19 protein-coding genes and 1 pseudogene are annotated in these 18776 nt (G+C 59.6%); 11 read left to right on the forward strand and 9 right to left on the reverse strand.

What is annotated here, in order from left to right:
* Nucleotides 1-3: 3 nt before the first annotated feature.
* A complete protein-coding gene (gene dnaA, locus ABTW55_RS10330) occupies nucleotides 4-1398 on the reverse strand; it encodes a chromosomal replication initiator protein DnaA (protein WP_049235245.1) in 1395 nt (464 codons plus the stop codon).
* 682 nt (nucleotides 1399-2080) lie between these two features.
* Here dnaA and rpmH point away from each other — a divergent pair.
* The 9 genes and pseudogenes from rpmH to ABTW55_RS10375 all read left to right on the forward strand — a co-directional run bounded on the left by rpmH (nucleotide 2081) and on the right by ABTW55_RS10375 (nucleotide 10020).
* Nucleotides 2081-2221, forward strand: a complete 141-nt coding sequence (gene rpmH / locus ABTW55_RS10335; RefSeq protein WP_000831330.1) for a 50S ribosomal protein L34 — start codon at nucleotides 2081-2083, stop codon at nucleotides 2219-2221.
* A 17-nt stretch (nucleotides 2222-2238) separates the two neighbouring features.
* Nucleotides 2239-2598 (forward strand): ribonuclease P protein component, encoded by a 360-nt coding sequence (gene rnpA, locus ABTW55_RS10340; protein ID WP_004933883.1) that lies wholly within the window; start codon nucleotides 2239-2241, stop codon nucleotides 2596-2598.
* The gene (yidD, locus tag ABTW55_RS10345) at nucleotides 2562-2819 is read left to right on the forward strand and encodes a membrane protein insertion efficiency factor YidD (protein WP_004933881.1); all 258 of its coding nucleotides are present in this window, start codon (nucleotides 2562-2564) and stop codon (nucleotides 2817-2819) included. Before rnpA ends, yidD begins: the two co-directional genes overlap by 37 nt.
* Before the next feature lie 2 nt (nucleotides 2820-2821).
* Nucleotides 2822-4459, forward strand: coding sequence for a membrane protein insertase YidC (yidC, locus tag ABTW55_RS10350; RefSeq protein ID WP_016929601.1), 1638 nt, complete (start codon nucleotides 2822-2824; stop codon nucleotides 4457-4459).
* Between the two features lie 96 nt (nucleotides 4460-4555).
* On the forward strand, nucleotides 4556-5920 hold the full coding sequence (gene mnmE / locus ABTW55_RS10355) for a tRNA uridine-5-carboxymethylaminomethyl(34) synthesis GTPase MnmE (protein WP_033649555.1): 1365 nt from the start codon (nucleotides 4556-4558) through the stop codon (nucleotides 5918-5920).
* Nucleotides 5921-6027: 107 nt separating this feature from the next.
* Nucleotides 6028-7341 carry a lysine N(6)-hydroxylase/L-ornithine N(5)-oxygenase family protein gene (locus ABTW55_RS10360; RefSeq protein ID WP_060423514.1) on the forward strand — a complete coding sequence of 438 codons (1314 nt, stop codon included), beginning with the start codon at nucleotides 6028-6030 and terminating at the stop codon, nucleotides 7339-7341.
* 95 nt (nucleotides 7342-7436) lie between these two features.
* On the forward strand, nucleotides 7437-8162 hold the full coding sequence (locus ABTW55_RS10365) for a 4'-phosphopantetheinyl transferase superfamily protein (protein ID WP_039568288.1): 726 nt from the start codon (nucleotides 7437-7439) through the stop codon (nucleotides 8160-8162).
* A gap of 161 nt (nucleotides 8163-8323) precedes the next feature.
* A pseudogene (locus ABTW55_RS10370) lies at nucleotides 8324-8890 on the forward strand (NADPH-dependent FMN reductase).
* 77 nt (nucleotides 8891-8967) lie between these two features.
* Complete coding sequence (locus tag ABTW55_RS10375) at nucleotides 8968-10020, forward strand: hypothetical protein (RefSeq protein ID WP_060423517.1); 1053 nt, start codon at nucleotides 8968-8970, stop codon at nucleotides 10018-10020.
* 35 nt (nucleotides 10021-10055) lie between these two features.
* On the opposite strand, the gene ABTW55_RS10380 is transcribed toward ABTW55_RS10375, so the two are convergent.
* Nucleotides 10056-11393 (reverse strand): NCS2 family permease, encoded by a 1338-nt coding sequence (locus ABTW55_RS10380; protein ID WP_033636524.1) that lies wholly within the window; start codon nucleotides 11391-11393, stop codon nucleotides 10056-10058.
* Between the two features lie 234 nt (nucleotides 11394-11627).
* Between ABTW55_RS10380 and ABTW55_RS10385 the strand changes: the two genes are divergently transcribed.
* Nucleotides 11628-12032 carry an NUDIX domain-containing protein gene (locus tag ABTW55_RS10385; RefSeq protein WP_033653947.1) on the forward strand — a complete coding sequence of 135 codons (405 nt, stop codon included), beginning with the start codon at nucleotides 11628-11630 and terminating at the stop codon, nucleotides 12030-12032.
* A gap of 46 nt (nucleotides 12033-12078) precedes the next feature.
* Nucleotides 12079-12747 carry a 6-phosphogluconate phosphatase gene (gene yieH, locus ABTW55_RS10390; protein ID WP_060423521.1) on the forward strand — a complete coding sequence of 223 codons (669 nt, stop codon included), beginning with the start codon at nucleotides 12079-12081 and terminating at the stop codon, nucleotides 12745-12747.
* Here the strand turns inward: yieH and ABTW55_RS10395 are convergent.
* The 7 genes from ABTW55_RS10395 to pstC form a co-directional block, all read right to left on the reverse strand.
* Nucleotides 12744-13484: an amino acid ABC transporter permease gene (locus ABTW55_RS10395; RefSeq protein ID WP_004933841.1), complete on the reverse strand. Its 741-nt coding sequence runs from the start codon at nucleotides 13482-13484 to the stop codon at nucleotides 12744-12746. The two genes, yieH and ABTW55_RS10395, sit on opposite strands and share 4 nt — an antisense overlap.
* Before the next feature lies 1 nt (nucleotide 13485).
* Nucleotides 13486-14199: an amino acid ABC transporter permease gene (locus tag ABTW55_RS10400; protein ID WP_025304748.1), complete on the reverse strand. Its 714-nt coding sequence runs from the start codon at nucleotides 14197-14199 to the stop codon at nucleotides 13486-13488.
* A gap of 81 nt (nucleotides 14200-14280) precedes the next feature.
* Complete coding sequence (locus ABTW55_RS10405; RefSeq protein WP_019455482.1) at nucleotides 14281-15120, reverse strand: ABC transporter substrate-binding protein; 840 nt, start codon at nucleotides 15118-15120, stop codon at nucleotides 14281-14283.
* Nucleotides 15121-15288: 168 nt separating this feature from the next.
* Nucleotides 15289-16023 carry a phosphate signaling complex protein PhoU gene (phoU, locus tag ABTW55_RS10410; protein ID WP_033636521.1) on the reverse strand — a complete coding sequence of 245 codons (735 nt, stop codon included), beginning with the start codon at nucleotides 16021-16023 and terminating at the stop codon, nucleotides 15289-15291.
* Nucleotides 16024-16034: 11 nt separating this feature from the next.
* Nucleotides 16035-16805, reverse strand: a complete 771-nt coding sequence (pstB, locus tag ABTW55_RS10415; protein ID WP_016929614.1) for a phosphate ABC transporter ATP-binding protein PstB — start codon at nucleotides 16803-16805, stop codon at nucleotides 16035-16037.
* Between the two features lie 54 nt (nucleotides 16806-16859).
* Complete coding sequence (gene pstA, locus ABTW55_RS10420) at nucleotides 16860-17750, reverse strand: phosphate ABC transporter permease PstA (protein ID WP_033636520.1); 891 nt, start codon at nucleotides 17748-17750, stop codon at nucleotides 16860-16862.
* Between the two features lies 1 nt (nucleotide 17751).
* Nucleotides 17752-18708 carry a phosphate ABC transporter permease PstC gene (pstC, locus tag ABTW55_RS10425; protein WP_004933822.1) on the reverse strand — a complete coding sequence of 319 codons (957 nt, stop codon included), beginning with the start codon at nucleotides 18706-18708 and terminating at the stop codon, nucleotides 17752-17754.
* Nucleotides 18709-18776 lie beyond the last annotated feature (68 nt).

The raw sequence follows: 18776 nt of genomic DNA on the forward strand, positions 1-18776 counted from the left end.
GCGCTATGAAGATAATGTTCTGATTAAATTGGAGAAATCTTCTTTGATGTCGTGACTTTCCTCACGCAGCTGCTCGATCTTCCGGCAGGCGTGCAACACCGTGGTATGGTCGCGGCCACCAAACGCATCGCCGATTTCCGGCAGGCTGTGGTTGGTGAGTTCCTTCGCCAACGCCATCGCCATCTGGCGCGGGCGGGCAACGGATCGCGAACGCCGCTTGGACAGCAAATCCGCGACTTTAATCTTGTAATACTCCGCCACCGTCTTTTGGATATTGTCGATGGTGACCAGCTTTTCCTGCAGCGCCAGCAGATCGCGCAGCGCTTCGCGCACGAAATCGATGGTGATGGCCCGGCCGGTAAAGTTGGCGTTGGCGATCACGCGGTTCAGCGCCCCTTCGAGCTCACGCACGTTGGAACGCAGGCGCTTGGCGATGAAGAACGCCACTTCGCCCGGCAGGCGGATGTCGTTTTCGTCGGCCTTTTTCATCAGGATCGCCACGCGGGTTTCCAGCTCCGGCGGCTCGATCGCCACCGTCAGCCCCCAGCCGAAGCGCGACTTCAGACGATCTTCCACCCCGTTGATCTCTTTAGGGTAGCGATCCGAGGTCAGGATGATCTGCTGATTGCCTTCCAACAGAGCGTTAAAGGTATGGAAGAACTCTTCCTGCGAACGCTCCTTGTTGGCGAAGAATTGGATGTCATCGATCAGCAAGGCGTCGACCGAACGGTAGTAACGCTTAAACTCTTCGATGGCGTTGTTCTGCAACGCTTTGACCATGTCCTGCACGAAGCGTTCCGAGTGCATGTAGACCACTTTGGCGTTGGCCTTGCGCGCCATGATGCCGTTGCCGACCGCGTGCAGCAGGTGGGTTTTACCCAGGCCGGTGCCGCCATACAGGAACAGCGGGTTATAGGCGCCGCCCGGGTTGTCCGCCACCTGACGAGCCGCCGCGCGCGCCAATTGGTTGGACTTACCCTCGACGAAGTTGTCGAAGGTGTGTTTGGGGTTGACGTTGGAGCGATAAGAGAGCTCGGGTTGCGCCGCCGCGTTGTCCCAGCTCGGGCGCAAAGGCGCGGCCGTGCGCGCCGCGGGGGCCGCAGGGGCGCTGCTGACGCTGGCGGTCACGGTCTGGCTGATCACCTGCGCGATCGGCTTGCTGCCGACTTCAAAACGCAGCAAAGGCGCGTCCGTGCCGCAGAAATCATTCAGCAGACCATTGATGTTGTTTAAGTACTTATCGCGAACCCAATCCAGCACAAAACGGTTAGGCGCATACAGCGCCAAGGTGTTGTCACTCAGTTCCGCCTGCAATGGGCGTATCCACATACTAAATTCTGTGGCAGGTAACTCATCCTGCAATCGGGCAAGACACTGCTGCCAAAGCGAAAGTGACACGGCGGACTCCACTCGAACAAGATCAATAAAGAAAAGAAACGGGCAACTTTTTTATAACTCATGATTTTTGACACATACCCGGCATCGGCGGTTTGCCTGTGGGGGATGCGAACCGCCTTTCACGGTTTGTGTCCCTCACGATCCCGGCATGAGGGATCGCGATCGGAATGACGGATCATAGCGCAATCCGCGCAAGAGATCCTCCCCTTCCTCACAGATTAGATCCATTTTATCCACAGGCCGCGGCCGGCGGCGATCTTTTCACCGTCGGCGCCGGATGACCGCGCAGATCCCGGCCGCTGCGCCGCATTTTTTACATTGTCAACCGGTTATACCCTGTTATCCACGCCGGATCCTGAGATCGCGCGCAAAGGATCTCTCGGGGATCCTTGCGATTTCACCCCGAGTCCGTATAATCTTCGCCCTACGTGTGATACCTGGTTCCTTATGGTGCGTCATTAGCCAGACAGGATTCTGCGGTGACCACGGGCCAAGACCGGATTTTGTTCCGTTATTGGCAGACAACCAGGTAGGCTGGCGCGATGCGAATTGACTCAGGACTGTACAATTATTACAATCCCGCTTCTTTATGTATTGCGATTGAGGCGTCGGTCATCTTCACGCCGAGTAGCCAAACGCGTTTACTGATCAGTAATTATTTTAAGTTTAGGTAGAAATCGCTATGAAACGCACTTTCCAACCGTCCGTATTGAAGCGCAACCGTAGCCACGGTTTCCGTGCTCGTATGGCCACCAAAAATGGTCGTCAAGTTCTGGCCCGCCGTCGTGCGAAAGGCCGTGCTCGTCTGACTGTTTCTAAGTAATAAAGCTAACCCGCTGAGTGGTTAAGCTCGCTTTTCCCAGGGAGTTACGTTTGTTAACTCCCACTCATTTCACTTTCGTCTTCCAGCAGCCACAACGGGCTGGCACGCCGCAAATTACCATCCTCGGCCGCCTGAACCAGCTGGGGCATCCCCGCATCGGTCTTACCGTCGCCAAAAAACACGTCAAACGCGCGCACGAGCGTAATCGGATCAAACGCCTAACCCGCGAAAGCTTCCGCCTGCGCCAGCACGAATTACCGGCGATGGATTTTGTCGTGGTGGCCAAAAAGGGGATAGCGGATTTGGATAACCGCGCGCTGACGGAAGCTTTGGATAAATTATGGCGTCGCCACTGTCGCCAGGCTCCCGCATCCTGATCGGGCTGGTGCGGGCCTATCAGCTCGTCATCAGTCCGCTGCTAGGGCCTCGTTGTCGCTTCCAGCCGACATGCTCTCATTACGCAATTGAGGCATTAAGCAGGTTTGGCATGATAAAAGGCAGTTGGTTAGCATTGAAACGCGTATTAAAATGCCACCCTTTGAACCCAGGTGGCGATGATCCGGTGCCGCCAAAAACCGACGATAACAGAGAACACTAACGATGGATTCGCAACGCAATCTTCTCCTCATCGCTCTGCTGTTCGTGTCTTTCATGATCTGGCAGGCATGGCAAACGGACAACGCTCCGCAGCCGGCCGCACAGACCACGCAACAGACTTCGAACGCAGTAGCCGGTGATGCCGCCAGCCAGGCCGTGCCAGCCAGTGGTCAGGGTAAGCTGATTACCGTGAACACCGACGTGCTGTCACTGACCATCAACACCCGTGGTGGCGATATCGAGCAGGCTAAACTGTTGGCCTACCCGGATACTCTGGGTTCATCGACTCCGTTCCAACTGCTGGAAACCACTCCGTCGTTCGTCTATCAGGCGCAAAGCGGCCTGACCGGTAAAAACGGCCCGGACAACCCGGCCAACGGCGAACGCCCGCTGTATCAGGCGGCGCAAGACAGCTACACCCTGCCGGAAGGCCAGGACGAGCTGCGCATCCCGCTGACCTACACCGATAAAGACGGCGCAGTCTACACCAAGACCTTCGTGCTCAAACGCAACCACTATGCGGTCGGCGTGGATTACAGCATCGACAACAAAGGCGCGACGCCGCTGGAGCTGACCCTGTTCGGCCAGCTGAAGCAGACCACCGAATTGCCTAAACACCGCGACACCGGCAGCAGCAACTTCGCGCTGCACACCTTCCGCGGCGCGGCGTACTCGTCCAGCGAGGACAAGTACCAAAAATACGCGTTCGACAAAGATGAAAACCTGAGCGTCACCACCAAAGACGGTTGGGTCGCCATGCTGCAACAGTACTTCGCCACCGCGTGGGTACCGGCGACCAAAGGTGACAACACCTTCTATACCGCCAAACCGGGCGACAACCTGTCCACCATCGGCTTCAAATCTACGCCGGTCGTGGTGCAGCCGGGCGCTCAGCAGCAGCTGAACGCGACCCTGTGGGTCGGCCCGGAGCTGCAGGACCAGATGGCCCAGCTGGCGCCGCACCTGGATCTGACCGTGGATTACGGCTGGCTGTGGTTCATCTCCCAGCCGCTGTTCAAACTGCTGAAGTTCATCCACGGCTTTATCGGTAACTGGGGCTTCTCCATCATCATCATCACCTTCATCGTGCGCGGCATCATGTACCCGCTGACCAAGGCGCAGTACACCTCGATGGCGAAAATGCGCATGCTGCAGCCGAAGCTGCAGGCGATGCGCGAGCGCATCGGCGATGACAAGCAGCGCATGAGCCAAGAGATGATGGCGCTGTACAAGGCGGAGAAAGTGAACCCGCTCGGCGGCTGCCTGCCGCTGATCATTCAGATGCCGATCTTCCTGGCGCTGTACTATATGCTGATGGGTTCGGTCGAGCTGCGCCACGCGCCGTTCGCCCTGTGGATCCATGACCTGTCGGCGCAAGACCCGTACTACATCCTGCCAATCCTGATGGGCGTGACGATGTTCTTCATTCAGAAGATGTCGCCGACCACCGTGACTGACCCGATGCAGCAGAAAATCATGACCTTCATGCCGGTGATCTTCACAGTGTTCTTCCTGTGGTTCCCGTCCGGTCTGGTGCTGTACTACATCGTCAGTAACCTGGTGACCATCCTGCAGCAGCAGCTGATTTACCGCGGTCTGGAAAAACGCGGTCTGCACAGCCGCGACAAGAAAAAAAGCTAAGCGTATTGTAGGGGTTCGGCGCGCCGACCCTTGCAGTCACCCCAAAGGCGGTCATTAGACCGCCTTTTTGCATCTTAATCGTCAGAGAGAACCGTTATGAGCACCACCGATACCATCGTAGCCCAAGCCACCCCGCCGGGACGCGGCGGCGTCGGCATTCTGCGCATTTCCGGAAGCAAGGCCAAAGACGTCGCCCAGGCGTTGCTCGGCAAGCTGCCGAAGCCGCGCTACGCTGACTATCTGCCGTTCCGCGACGCCGCCGGCGCCACCCTCGATCAGGGCATCGCGCTGTGGTTCCCGGGGCCGAACTCCTTTACCGGCGAAGACGTGCTGGAACTGCAGGGCCACGGCGGGCCGGTGATCCTCGATCTGTTGCTCAAGCGCGTGCTGGCGCTGCCCGACGTGCGTATCGCCCGGCCCGGCGAGTTCTCCGAACGCGCGTTTCTCAACGACAAGCTCGATTTGGCGCAGGCCGAAGCGATCGCCGATCTGATCGACGCCAGCTCCGAGCAGGCGGCGCGCTCGGCGATGAACTCGCTGCAGGGGGCATTTTCCACCCGCATCCACCAGCTCGTGGAAGCGCTCACTCACCTGCGAATCTACGTGGAAGCGGCGATCGACTTCCCGGACGAGGAAATCGACTTCCTGTCCGACGGTAAAATCGAAGCGCAGCTCAACGACGTGATGGCGGATCTGGATAGCGTACGCGGCGAAGCGCGCCAGGGCAGCCTGCTGCGCGAAGGGATGAAGGTAGTGATCGCCGGGCGCCCCAACGCCGGTAAATCCAGCCTGCTCAATGCGTTGGCCGGGCGCGAGGCGGCGATCGTCACCGATATCGCCGGCACCACCCGCGACGTCCTGCGCGAACATATCCATATCGACGGCATGCCGCTGCACATCATCGACACCGCCGGCCTGCGCGACGCCAGCGACGAAGTGGAGCGCATCGGCATCGAACGTGCGTGGAACGAGATCGAACAGGCCGACAGAGTGCTGTTTATGGTCGACGGCACCACCACCGCCGCCACCGAGCCGGCGGAGATCTGGCCGGAGTTTATGGCGCGCCTGCCGGGCACGCTGCCGATCACCGTGGTGCGCAACAAGGCCGACATCACCGGTGAAACGCTGGGTCTGACGGAAGTGAACAACCACTCACTTATTCGCCTGTCGGCCCGCACCGGTGAAGGCGTCGATGTGCTGCGCGATCATCTGAAACAGAGCATGGGCTTCACCAGCAACATGGAAGGCGGCTTCCTGGCGCGCCGTCGCCACCTGCAGGCACTGGAGCTGGCGGCACAGCACCTGGTGCAAGGCAAAGAACAGTTAGTGAGCGCTTACGCGGGCGAGCTGCTGGCAGAGGAACTGCGCCAGGCGCAGCTGGCCTTGAGCGAAATCACCGGCGAATTCACCTCAGACGATCTGCTGGGCCGCATCTTCTCCAGCTTCTGCATCGGCAAATAATCGCCTGCGGGCGCCATATCCTCTTCGGCGCCCGCATTTTACGTCTCCGGCGCCAAAACTCACCTAAGCTTATCTCATCAATTTTTCCGCGTGAGAGATAAGCTTAAATGAACGAACCTTTAGACTTGATTGGCGTGGGATTGGGGCCTTTCAATCTCAGTCTGGCCGCTCTGGCCGCCGAAAGCGGCGCCGTCAACTATACCTTTCTCGATCGTAACGCGAGCTTCCGCTGGCACCCCGGCATGCTGCTGCCTTCCGCTTATATGCAGACATATGTGCTGCAGGATTTGGTTACCGCCGTCAGCCCACGCAGCCAATTTTCATTTATTAATTACTTGGTAGAACAGAAAAAAATTTATCGGTTTTTAATCACCGAGCAGCAAATTATCAGCCGAGAAGAATTTTCCGACTATCTACGCTGGGCCTGCGAAAGATTAGACGGGCTACAGTTTTCACAGTCCGTAGAGCGCATTGATTTTGACGATGAAAAGAGTTTGTTCAAGGTAACCACCCATGATCAGACGCTGTGGGCGAAAAATATCTGTCTGGGCACCGGCCATAACCCTTGGTTACCGAAAGCGTTTTACCCGGCGCTGGGCGAAAACTGCTTGCACGCCGCCGAAATAGCCCTGCGCAATCCGGGCTTCAGCGGCAAGCGAGTTATGGTGGTGGGCGGCGGCCAAAGCGGCGCCGATGTGTTTTTGAACGCATTGCAGGGGCACTGGGGCGAACCGGCGCAGCTGGACTGGCTCTCGCGCCGTCCCAATTTTCAGCCGCTGGATGAGTCCCCCTTCACCAACGAATACTTCACTCCCGAATACGTCGACTATTTCTATACACTGCCGTCAGAAATCCGCGAGCGTGAAATCAAAACACAGAAATTGCCGGCAGACGGCATCAGCAATCATACGCTGCGAACCCTGTACCGTGAGCTATATATGCGTTTTGACGTGATGCGCCAGACGCGCAATGTGCGTTTACTGCCTCATCGCACCCTACTGGCCATCGAATCAATGGGTGAAGCTTTTCATCTGCGCACGCTTCACGGCCTGGAAAATCGCCAGGAAAGTTTCAGGGCCGATATCGTCATTCTGGCCACCGGCTATCACGCTTCGCTGCCCGCTTACCTGAAACCCTTGCTGCCGCGCATTCCTCTCGATGCGGAACAGCATCTGCCGCTGCTGCCGAATTTTAATCTGGACTGGCTCGGGCCGGAGCAAAATCGAATTTATGCGGTTAATGCCGGAATACACAGCCACGGCAGCGCAGAAGGCGGACTGAGCCTGATGGCCTGGCGTTCAGCCCGCATCCTCAATCACTTGCTAGGTAAGCCGTGCTTTGATTTGGCGCCGAACGCATCAATGATCCAATGGTGGAGCGATGCCGCGTCGGGCGATATCTCTACCACCGCTGATAAATAGGATAATCCGCATAGCGTTTTTTGATGATAAATCCTCAACTTAGTCTTAATCTAACACCCCTGCGTTCTTAGCGACCCTCTGTCATGGAGCGAACAATGGCGTGTCATTTTGCCCGATGGACCCCGGCCTCCGCCGTCCTGGATACCCAGAGACTCGCCGACGAAGTGATAGCCGCCACCCGCACCTTTTCCGTTAAACGCCGCACGCGCTTCCTGCAAGGGCGCATTCTGCTCGCCGAAATGATGTTCTACCTGTACGGCCTGCCGACGCTGCCCCCCATCGCCACCACACCGACCGGCCGCCCCTGTTTCGCCGATCATCAGCTGCCCGATTTCAGCCTCGCTTACGCCAGCAACACCGTGGGCGTGCTGCTCAGCGACGAGGGCAAAGTCGGGTTGGATATCGAAGTGATGCGGGCGCGCGGCACCCGGCAAAGCGCGCTGCAACACGCGCATCAGACGCCGGCGGAAAGTGCCTGGATCGGCGCGCAGGACGATCGGCTGGAGGCGGAGACTCAGCTGTGGAGCATTCGGCAAAGCGTGCTGAAAATTTCCGGCCTCGGCAACAGCGGCCAGTCTACGCTGCGTCTGCATCCCTTCTCCGGCCACCTGCGCTCCAGCGCCACGCCGGACGTTCAGGTGATGAGCGATGCCGACGAATACCTGAGCTGGGCCTGCGCCGGCAGCCCCGGCCTGGATCGCCTGCTGTGCTGGCGCTACGAAGAGCGCGGCGGCCTGCAGAAAGACGGGGAAATCTCGCCGCGCAGCCCGGCGGCGTCCTCACGCTTCGTTAAACTGACGGGCCTGAAGACGCCCGGTTAACGCGGCGCAAAGCGGATAACGCTGTCTTTACCGCACGAGTTGCTGGATTAAATTGTAAAGACAGCTAAATGTTGAGCAATCGCCTATTCTCGACCAGCGCTTTAGCCTACTATTCGCCCATGTTGTACGCTGAATCTGCTCATTCGAAAGGGAGAATCACCATGTCAGACCAAGCCTTAAAAATCGTCACTCTGCTCGGCAGCCTGCGCAAAGGCTCCTACAACGCCATGGTGGCCCGCGCCCTGCCAGGCCTGGCTCCACAGGGCGTCACCATTGAAGCGCTGCCCTCCATCCGCGATATCCCGCTGTACGACGCCGACATGCAACAGGGTGAAGGCTTCCCTGCCGCGGTCGAGGCGATCGCCGAACAGATCCGCCAGGCCGACGGCGTGATCATCGTCACCCCTGAATATAACTATTCCGTGCCCGGCGGGTTGAAGAACGCCATCGACTAGCTGTCTCGCTTGCCGAATCAGCCGCTGGCCGGCAAGCCGGTCGCCATTCAGACCAGCTCGATGGGGCCGATCGGCGGCGCGCGCTGCCAATACCATCTGCGCCAGATCCTGGTGTTCCTCGATGCGATGGTAATGAACAAGCCTGAGTTTATGGGCGGCGTGATCCAGAGCAAGGTCGACGAACAGGCCGGTGAACTGAGCGATCAGGGAACGCTGGATTTTCTGACCGGCCAGCTGTCCGCGTTCAGCGATTTTATTCGCCGCGTGGAGTGAAGGTCTCGCGGCGCCCCTTAGGCGCCGCAACAGGACATGAAGTCCATCAATTCATTGAAAATTAAAGCCATAGCATCATGTATTTTTTCATTTTAGCGTTATTTTTTGTTTCCATCACCAGTCCCGCTTTCGCGGCAGAGATGCGTTATCCCGCCGGTGAAGAGCCGCTGGAGCTGCCGGCACACAGCGCGCTCAACGCCCAGCTGTCGCGATCCGCGCAAAACCATGAAGATAAAAAGCTGGGCGCCATGTCGCTGTACCTGACGCTAATGCGCGAAGACGGCCGCAACGTCTGGGCGCCCTACCAGCTGGCGGTGTCATCGGCGGAGAAAGGGCAAACCGAGCTGGCGGAGCGCTACCTGCAGCTGAGCGCCGACCGCGGCCTGTGGTACTACTACAACCTGCTGGAGGACGACGCCTTCAACAGCATCCAGCACTCCGCCACCTACCAATCGATCCTGGCCGCCACCAAAGCGCGCTATCTGCAGCACGCGCGCCACTATGAAGGCAAGGCCAGCTACGCGATGCCGGACGGCGAAGCGCCGCCCGAAGGCTGGCCAACGGTGATCTTCCTGCATACCTACGGCAAAGCCGCCGCCATCAGCCCCGAAGAACGGCTGCTGTTCGGCGAAATGGGCGTGGCCTACATCGAGCTCAACGGCACGCAGATGCTGTCAGAAAACAGTTTCCGCTGGTCGAATTACAGCGACGAGAGCACCCAAACCGCCATTCAGCGTACGCTGCAACAGCTGGCTCCGCAGCTAAAGCTGAATCCCCGGCGGATTTACCTCAGCGCCCGCGGCCAGGGCGCGCTGCACGCCGCCAACCTGATCGCGAAGTACCCGCAGTTTTACGCCGGCGCGCTCCTGATCGCCCCCAACGGCGAGATCAAGCCGGCCCAGCAGTCGCTGGCGGCGCAAAAGAAAATCGTGATGGCGTATTACGATCGGCAGAATTTCAGCGAGCAGGCGCTGGCGTTGCACTTCGCCAATCTGTTCGGAGAGGATAACCAGGTAGAGACGCTGCACTTCGCCCAGGGAGAGGATGCCGCCGGCAGTTGGCAGGCGCGCTTCAAGCGGCCGTTGCAGTGGGTATTGGGTAAGGCGCCGGATGCGACGCCGGGCGCCTAGGGGTTCAGGGCCGACAGGCGTCGGCCCTTTGGCGGTCAATGGCCGTCTACGAAGACGATCTTCAGCACGAACAGCAGCGCCACCACCACCACGCACGGGCTGATTTCACGCCAGCGGCCGGTGCCGAGCTTCATCACGCAGTAGGAGATAAAGCCGAGCGCGATGCCTTCGGTGATCGAGAAGCTGAACGGCATCATCACCGCGGTGACAAACGCCGGTACCGCTTCGGTCAGATCGTCCCACTTCACCCGCGCCAGGCTGGAGGTCATCAGCACGCCGACGTAGATCAGCGCGCCGGCGGCGGCGTAAGCCGGCACCATGCCCGCCAGCGGCGACAGGAAGATCACCAGCAGGAACAGCAGGCCGGTGACCACCGCCGTCAAACCGGTGCGGCCGCCGACGGCGACGCCGGACGAACTTTCGATGTAAGCGGTCACGGAAGAGGTGCCCGCCAGCGAACCGGCCACCGAGCTGATGCTGTCGACGTACAGCGCCTGCTTCATGCGCGGGAACTTGCCCTGGTTGTCGGTCAGGCCGGCTTTATCGGTGACGCCGATCAAGGTGCCCGAAGAGTCAAACAGGTTCACCAGCATAAACGAGAAGATGATCCCGGCCAGCCCGATGTTCAGCGCGCCGGCCACGTCGACCTGGCCCACCACCGAGGTGATGCTCGGCGGCAGGGAGAACAGGCCGCCGTATTTCACGTCGCCCAGCATCCAGCCGATCAGGGTGGTGACCACGATCGACACCAGCACCGCCGCGTGGAAGTTACGTGAAGAGAGCACGGCGATGATGAAGAAGCCGAGCGCGCCCAGCAGCACGTTGTGCGAAGTCAGGCTGCCGATGGTCACCAGCGTGTCCGGGTTGGCCACTACGATGCCGGCGTTTTTCAGCCCCATCATGCCGATGAACAGACCGATGCCGCTGGTGATGCCGACCCGCAGGCTGACCGGAATGTTGGCGATCATCCAGTAGCGGATGCGGAAAATGGTCAGCAGCAGCAGGCCGACCGCTCCCCAGAAGATGGCGCCCATGCCCACCTGCCAGGAGATGCCCATCGCCCCGACCACCACGAAGGCGAAGAAGGCGTTCAGGCCCATCGCCGGCGCCAGCGCCACCGGCAGGTTCGCCAGCAGGCCCATAAAGATGCTGCCGAAAGCGGCGATCAAACAGGTGGTGACAAATACCGCCTGGGTATCCATGCCCGCCGCGCCCAAAATTTGCGGATTAACGAACACGATATACACCATGGTAAGGAAGGTGGTGATACCGGCAATCGTTTCCGTACGCGCCGTCGTGCCATGTTGCTTGAGTTTAAACACGCGCCCAAGCAAGCCTTGCTCAGCGTCAAGGCCAGATACTGGTTTGGTCATTATCAGAATTCCGAAAATGGGAATGGACAGTCGCCGGCTATCCTATAACAAAAAGTGGGGCTTTTGACGCCGGTCACAGGTTTTTTTCGCCATCTTTACGGCTAAACGCGTCAACGGCTTGTATTTACAGGCTTTCATCCCGCGTTTCCGTCCGCTGCGTTGCCGTTTGCCGACACGGCCGATAAAATGACCTATCGCATCTCTTACCCTACCCGCGAAAAAACAGGAATCCGCATGTCTTCAACCTTTATCGATAAGCTCGCGTTGATCGCGCTGAAAGATGACAAAGTGGCGCTGGTGCGTTCACACAATAAGACGCTGTTTTATATGCCGGGCGGAAAGCGCGAAGCGGGCGAAACCGACGAACAGGCGCTGTGCCGCGAAATCGACGAAGAGCTGACCGTCGCGCTGCAGCCGAGCTCCATCGCGTTTTACGGCGAGTTCGCCGGCCCGGCGGACGGCAAGCAGGACGGCACCCAGGTGCGCATTCGCTGCTATCAGGCCGACGTTACCGGGCAGCTGCAGCCGGCCGCCGAAATCGCCGAGCTGAGGTGGTGCGACAGCCGCGATTTACCGCACTGCTCGCACGTCGCCGCGCTGATTTTGCACGATCTCAAGGCGCGTAACCTGATCAAGTGATCGCTGAGCGGCCTCCGCGCCGTTAACCCGAAGGAACCTGTCCCGCATGAATCAGATTGACTGCATTTTGTTCGACTGCGACGGCACGCTGGTGGACAGCGAAGTGCTGTGCAGCAAAGCCTATGTGCACATGTTCGCCCGCTACGGCATTCATCTGTCGCTGGAAGAGGTGTTCAAGAAATACAAAGGGATGAAGCTGTACGAGATCATCGATCGGGTCAACGCCGAGCAGGGCACCGACCTGGCAAAAGAGGCGCTGGAGCCGCTGTATCGGCAGGAAGTGGCGCGGCTGTTCGACAGCGAACTGCAACAGATTCCCGGCGCCCGCGAGCTGCTGGCGCAGGTGACGGTGCCTGTCTGCACCGTCTCCAACGGACCGGTCAGCAAGATGCAGCACTCGCTCGGCCTGACCGGCATGCTGCCTTATTTTGATGACCGGTTGTTCAGCGGCTATGACATTCAGCGCTGGAAGCCGGATCCGGCGATCGTGTTCCACGCCGCCGAACAGATGCAGGTGCCGGTAACGCGCTGCATCCTGGTGGACGACTCGCCCGCCGGCGCCCAGGCCGGCATCAATGCCGGCATTCCGGTCTTTTACTTCTGCGCCGATCCGCATAATCCGCCGATCGACCACCCGCTGGTGACGACGTTTAACGACCTGGCCCAGCTGCCCACGCTGTGGCGCGAACGCGGCTGGCGGCTGACGGCCGATTAACTGGCCGGCAACGGCGGCTTGTTGCGCCACCAGCGCCACGACCGCTTCAGCGCGCGGGTTTGCGCGCCGAAGCGGCGGTTGACCGCGTTGGCCAGCAGATCGAGCGCCAGGCAGAACACGAAATAGACCAGCGCCACGAACAGGAACACTTCCATCGGATAGACCATGCTGCGGTTGTTGACCTGGGTCGCCAGGAAGGTCAGTTCGCCAACGCCGACGATATAAGCCAGCGAGGTATCTTTGATCAGGGATATCCACTGGTTGATGAACGACGGCACCATCATGCGCAGCGCCTGCGGCAGCACGATCATGCGCAGCGTCTGCCAGCGGGTCAGCCCCAGGGAAAGCCCGGCCTGCCACTGGCCGGGGCCGATCGCGGCGATGCCGGCCTTCACCGCATGGGCCAGATAGGCCGAAGCGATCAGCGCCAGCGCGCACACCACGGTGGTGATTTCCGGGATCTCGACGCCAAACACCATCGGCAGCAGGAAATAGGTCCAGAAGATCAGCATGATGACCGGTATGGCGCGGAAAAAGCCCAGCACCGCCGCCAGCAATCCGGCAGCGACGCCGCGCGACATCGCCAGCGCCACGCCGAGCAAGGTGCCGAGCACCGCCGAGGCGACGCCGGCCATCAGGCTGATCGCCAACGTCAGCGCCGCACCGCCTAATGGACCATCCGGCCAGGTGCCCCACAGCAGGTAGCCCAGGTTGTCGTGAATCACGCTGAAATCCATCTCAATGCCCTCCCAGCGGTTTACGCTGTTGGCGCCACATGCCCCAGCCTTCCAGCAGCGCGATGATGGCGATATACAGCACCGTCGCCACGCCGAACGCCTGGAAGGTGCGCAGGGTTTCGGTTTCGACCTGACGCGAGGCGTAAGAGAGTTCGGCCACGCCGATCGCCATGGTCAGCGACGAGTTCTTGATCACGTTCATGTATTGCCCCAGCAGCGGCGGCAGCGCGATTTTCAGCGCCTGCGGCAGCACCACGTAGCGCATCGCCTGCCAGCCGGTCAGCCCCAGCGCCTGAGCGGCATATTTCTGCCCGCCGGCGACGCCGCGAATGCCGGAACGGATCTCTTCGGCGATAAAGGCGGTGGAGTAGAGCGTCAGGCCGAAGAAACCGGCGAGAAACTCGAACGACGGCCATTCCAGCGGGCCGACCTGATGTGAGCTGTTCAGCCACTGCATGGCGGCGGACGGCAGGATCTGCCCGGCGGCGAAGTACCAGAAGAACAGCTGCACCAGCAGCGGCGTATTGCGAAACAGCGAACTGTAGCCCATCGCCAGCCAACGCAACGGCCGCAGGCTGCTGTCGCGCATCGCCGCCAGCACGAAGCCCAGCAGCGTGGCCGCCAGGCCCGCGCAGGCGGAAAGCCACAGCGTCAGCAGAAAACCGTGCCACAGCCAGCTCAGGTATTGCGGCGCCAGCAGCCAGTCCAGGTTCATGTTCAATCCTTGTCTTGCAGAATGCATCAGGGGCGCAGCAAGCTGCGCCCCTCCGTGCCGATCTCACCGCGAGCGGTTAAATCAGGCTTTCGGTTGCTGATCCAAAGGCGCGATTTTGAAATCGCCGCGCGGTTGGGCGGATTGGGTTTCCGGCCCGAACCAGCGATCGTAAATCTTAACCGCTTCGCCGTCTTTTTCCAGCTTGATCAGCGTCTCGTTCACCGCGGCGGTCAGGCGATCTTCGCCCTTGGGAATGCCGACGCCCTGGTACTCTTTGGTCAGGCTGAACGGTGAAATTTCAAACTCCGCCTTCTGCGCCGCCGGCAGGTTGCCAAGCAGGCCGACCAGCTTGGCGTCGTCCTGGGTGATCGCCTGCACGTTGCCGTTGCGCAGCGCCACAAACGCCAGCGGGGTGTCATCGTAAGAGATCACTTTCGCCGTCGGGAAACGCTCGCGCAGGGTGATTTCCTGCACCGTGCCCTTGTCCGCGCCGATGCGCAGCTTTTTGATGTCTTCCGGGGTTTTCAGCACGCCTTTGCGGGCGATGAATTTCTGGCCGGTGGCGAAGTACGGCACGCTGAAGTTCACTTCCTTGGCGCGCTCGTCGGTAATGGTGAAGTTGGCGGCAATCAGGTCAACCTTCTTCGACACCAGCAGCGGAATGCGGTTGGCCGGGTTGGTGGCGCGCAGCTCCACTTTTACCCCCAGCGCTTTGCCGATCGCATCGGCGACGTCCACATCGTAGCCCACCAGCTTCTTGCTCTGCGGATCGATGTAGCCGAACGGCGGGTTGCTGTCGAACACCGCGATACGCACCACGCCGGCTTGCTTGATATCGTCAAGTTTGTCCGCGTGCGCGGCGCCGGCGGCGAGGCCGGTCAGACTGGCTAACAACGTTAAGGCCAAAGCGCGATGTTTCATAGAGAGCTCCTAAGTGGTTGATGTCCTGCTGGCGGATAAGCTAGCAAGCGCCACATAGGTCAGGAAATAATATAAAAAGCTATATTTATAACCTTTTTATCTTTAAGAACTTAAGATGGAATAAAGGCGCGGGAAACCGCGCCTTTGAAGGATATTACCCGGAAAGGGTCAGTCGGCTTTGTCGTCTTTACCGCCCGGAGAGAGCAGCTTTTCCAGGGCGTCGCCGCCCAAATGACGGAAATCCTGTCCTTTGACGAAATAGAAGATAAATTCGCAGATGTTCTGGCAGCGGTCGCCGATACGCTCGATAGAACGGGCGCAGAACAGCGCGGTCAGCACGCTCGGAATGGTGCGTGAGTCTTCCATCATATAGGTCATCAGCTGACGCACGATGCCTTCGTATTCCTGGTCGACCTTTTTATCTTCGCGGTAAATACGGATCGCCTCGTCCAGATCCATGCGCGCGAAGGCGTCCAGCACGTCATGCAGCATTTGCACGGTGTGGCGCCCCAGCGATTCCAGGCTGACCAGCAGCGGCTGGTGCTGGTGCGAGAACTTCTCCAGCGCGGTGCGGCAGATTTTGTCCGCCACGTCGCCGATGCGTTCCAGCTCGGAAATGGTTTTGATGATCGCCATCACCAGGCGCAGATCGCTGGCGGTCGGCTGGCGCTTGGCGATGATGCGCACGCAGGCTTCGTCGATCGCCACTTCCATCATGTTGACCTTGGCGTCGCCTTCGATAACTCGCTTGGCCAGCTCGCCATCCTGATTGTGCATCGCGGTGATGGCGTCGGTCAGCTGCTGCTCCACCAGCCCGCCCATGGTCAGCACCTGGGTGCGGATATGCTCAAGCTCTGCGTTGAACTGGCCGGAAATGTGTTTGTTTAAATTCAGGTTATCCATGATGCTTCCTATCAACCATAACGGCCAGTGATGTAGTCTTCAGTCTGCTTTTTCTGCGGCGCAGTGAACAGGTTATCAGTATCACTGAACTCGATCAGCTCGCCCAGATACATAAATGCGGTGGAGTCGGAGCAGCGCGCCGCCTGCTGCATATTGTGGGTTACGATCACCACGGTGTAATCGGCTTTCAGCTCGCTGATCAGCTCTTCAATCTTGCCGGTGGAGATCGGATCCAGCGCCGAGCAAGGCTCATCCAGCAACAGCACTTCCGGACGAATGGCGATGCCGCGGGCGATGCACAGGCGCTGCTGCTGGCCGCCGGAAAGGCTGTAGCCGCTCTGGTGCAGCTTGTCCTTGGTTTCGTTCCACAGCGCCGCCTTGGTCAGCGCCCACTGCACGCGCTCGTCCATATCGGCGCGCGACAGCTTTTCAAACAGGCGAACGCCGAAGGCGATGTTGTCGTAAATCGACATCGGGAACGGCGTCGGCTTCTGGAACACCATGCCGACCTTGGCGCGCAGCAGCGCGATATCCGAGTTGTCGGTCAGGATGTTCTGGCCGTCCAGCAGGATGCCGCCTTCCGCGCGCTGTTCCGGGTACAGCTGGTACATCTTGTTGAAGGTGCGCAGCAGGGTGGATTTGCCGCAGCCGGACGGGCCGATAAACGCGGTGACCTTGTTCTTGGCGATATCCAGCGTGATGTTCTTCAGCGCATGGAATTTGCCGTAGTAGAAGTTCAGATCGCGTACCTGAATTTTGCTGCTGGAAGCGTCAGTAACCATACTCATCAAGACTTCTCTCTTTTCATCAGCGCCGCCAAAGCGGCGCTCAAAATTTTATGAATGCTTTTTCTTGGCGAAAATCACGCGCGCCAGGATATTCAGTAACAGTACGCACAGGGTGATCAACAGCACCCCGGCCCAGGCCAGCTGTTGCCATTCGGCGAACGGGCTCATGGCGAATTTGAAGATGGTCACCGGCAGGTTGGCGATCGGCTGCATCAGGTCGGTGCTCCAGAACTGGTTCGACAGCGAGGTGAACAGCAGCGGCGCCGTTTCCCCCGCGATGCGCGCAATCGCCAGCAGCACGCCGGTGATGATGCCGGACACCGACGCCTTCAGCGTGATGGCGGAAATCATGCGCCATTTCGGCGTGCCCAGCGCATAAGCGGCCTCGCGCAGCGTATCCGGCACCAGCTTCAGCATGTTCTCGGTGGTGCGAATGACGATCGGCACCTGCAGCAGCGCCAGCGCGACGATGCCGGCCCAGCCGGAAAAGTGTTCCATCTTCGCCACTACGATGGTGTAAACGAACAGGCCCACCACGATCGACGGTGCGGACAGCAGGATGTCGTTGATAAAGCGGATCACTTCCGCCAGCCAGGATTTACGGCCGTATTCTGCCAGGTAGATGCCGGCCATGATGCCCAGCGGCGTGCCGAAGATGGTCGCCCACAGGATCAACAGGCCGCTGCCGGCGATGGCGTTGGCCAGACCGCCGCCTGCGGTGTTCGGCGGCGGGGTCATTTCAGTGAACAGCGCCAGCGACATGCCGTCGAAGCCTTTGGTCACGGTGGCGATCAGGATCCAGATCAGCCAGAACAGCCCGAACACCATGGTCGCCATCGACAGGAACAGCGCGAGACGGTTTTTCTGCCGGCGCCAGGCCTGCATTTTGCGGCGGCTTTCCGCCAGAACGACTGCGTTTTGCATATCCATCGTCGCCATGTTAACGCCCCTCATTCTTGGCCAGACGCATGATCATCAGTTTCGACAGCGCCAGCACGATAAAGGTGATAACAAACAGAATCAGGCCCAGCTCCATCAACGCGGCGGTGTGCACGCCGGACTCGGCTTCGGCGAATTCGTTGGCCAGCGCCGAGGTGATGCTGTTGCCCGGCATGTACAGCGAAGCGCTGTCGAGCTGGTAGGTGTTGCCGATGATAAAGGTCACCGCCATGGTTTCCCCCAGCGCACGGCCCAGGCCCAACATCACGCCGCCGATGACGCCGTTTTTGGTGAACGGCAGCACGATGCGCCAGATGACTTCCCAGGTGGTACAGCCGATGCCGTAGGCCGACTCTTTCATCATCACCGGGGTCTGTTCGAACACGTCGCGCATGACTGCCGCGATGTAAGGAATGATCATGATCGCCAGGATCACCCCGGCGGCCAGAATACCGATGCCGAAGGCCGGGCCAGAGAACAGCTCGCCGACGATCGGAATGCCCGACAGCACTTCGCCGACCGGCGTCTGGAAGTATTCGGCGAACAGCGGCGCGAACACGAACAGGCCCCACATGCCGTAAACGATGCTGGGGATGGCTGCCAACAGCTCAATGGCGATGCCCAGCGGCCGCTTCAGCCAGTTCGGCGCCAGCTCGGTCAGGAACAGCGCGATGCCGAAGCTCACCGGCACGGCGATGATCAGCGCGATAAGCGAGGTGACCACGGTGCCGTAGATCGGCACCAGCGCGCCGAACTGCTCCGCCGGCGCGTCCCACTCTTTGGTCCACAGGAAGGCGAAGCCGAATTTCTGCATGCTTGGCCAGGAGGCGAAGATCAGCGAAACAATGATGCCGCCCAGCAACAATAGGGTAATCAGCGCAGCCAGTCTCACCAGCGCGCTGAAAATGATGTCACCGTTTTTGCCCGGTGCTTTGATGGTCGGCTTGTACTCAGCCATAGATTACTCTCTGTTTGAACCCTGGCAGCCCCAACCGGGATCGGAGCCTGAAGAACTGTGTGGGGCGC

The sequence above is a fragment of the Serratia sp. SM04 genome (assembly GCF_040280225.1).
GTDB lineage: Bacteria > Pseudomonadota > Gammaproteobacteria > Enterobacterales > Enterobacteriaceae > Serratia > Serratia sarumanii.

What these genes read in the sequence shown, in the direction of transcription:
- rpmH (WP_000831330.1), top strand. Translation starts at nt 2,081, where the DNA reads ATGAAACGCACTTTCCAACCGTCCGTATTGAAGCGCAACCGTAGCCAC.
- yidD (WP_004933881.1), top strand. Translation starts at nt 2,562, where the DNA reads ATGGCGTCGCCACTGTCGCCAGGCTCCCGCATCCTGATCGGGCTGGTG.
- yidC (WP_016929601.1), top strand. Translation starts at nt 2,822, where the DNA reads ATGGATTCGCAACGCAATCTTCTCCTCATCGCTCTGCTGTTCGTGTCT.
- mnmE (WP_033649555.1), top strand. Translation starts at nt 4,556, where the DNA reads ATGAGCACCACCGATACCATCGTAGCCCAAGCCACCCCGCCGGGACGC.
- ABTW55_RS10360 (WP_060423514.1), top strand. Translation starts at nt 6,028, where the DNA reads ATGAACGAACCTTTAGACTTGATTGGCGTGGGATTGGGGCCTTTCAAT.
- ABTW55_RS10365 (WP_039568288.1), top strand. Translation starts at nt 7,437, where the DNA reads ATGGCGTGTCATTTTGCCCGATGGACCCCGGCCTCCGCCGTCCTGGAT.
- ABTW55_RS10375 (WP_060423517.1), top strand. Translation starts at nt 8,968, where the DNA reads ATGTATTTTTTCATTTTAGCGTTATTTTTTGTTTCCATCACCAGTCCC.
- ABTW55_RS10380 (WP_033636524.1), bottom strand. Translation starts at nt 11,393, where the DNA reads ATGACCAAACCAGTATCTGGCCTTGACGCTGAGCAAGGCTTGCTTGGG.
- ABTW55_RS10385 (WP_033653947.1), top strand. Translation starts at nt 11,628, where the DNA reads ATGTCTTCAACCTTTATCGATAAGCTCGCGTTGATCGCGCTGAAAGAT.
- yieH (WP_060423521.1), top strand. Translation starts at nt 12,079, where the DNA reads ATGAATCAGATTGACTGCATTTTGTTCGACTGCGACGGCACGCTGGTG.
- ABTW55_RS10395 (WP_004933841.1), bottom strand. Translation starts at nt 13,484, where the DNA reads ATGGATTTCAGCGTGATTCACGACAACCTGGGCTACCTGCTGTGGGGC.
- ABTW55_RS10400 (WP_025304748.1), bottom strand. Translation starts at nt 14,199, where the DNA reads ATGAACCTGGACTGGCTGCTGGCGCCGCAATACCTGAGCTGGCTGTGG.
- ABTW55_RS10405 (WP_019455482.1), bottom strand. Translation starts at nt 15,120, where the DNA reads ATGAAACATCGCGCTTTGGCCTTAACGTTGTTAGCCAGTCTGACCGGC.
- phoU (WP_033636521.1), bottom strand. Translation starts at nt 16,023, where the DNA reads ATGGATAACCTGAATTTAAACAAACACATTTCCGGCCAGTTCAACGCA.
- pstB (WP_016929614.1), bottom strand. Translation starts at nt 16,805, where the DNA reads ATGGTTACTGACGCTTCCAGCAGCAAAATTCAGGTACGCGATCTGAAC.
- pstA (WP_033636520.1), bottom strand. Translation starts at nt 17,750, where the DNA reads ATGGCGACGATGGATATGCAAAACGCAGTCGTTCTGGCGGAAAGCCGC.
- pstC (WP_004933822.1), bottom strand. Translation starts at nt 18,708, where the DNA reads ATGGCTGAGTACAAGCCGACCATCAAAGCACCGGGCAAAAACGGTGAC.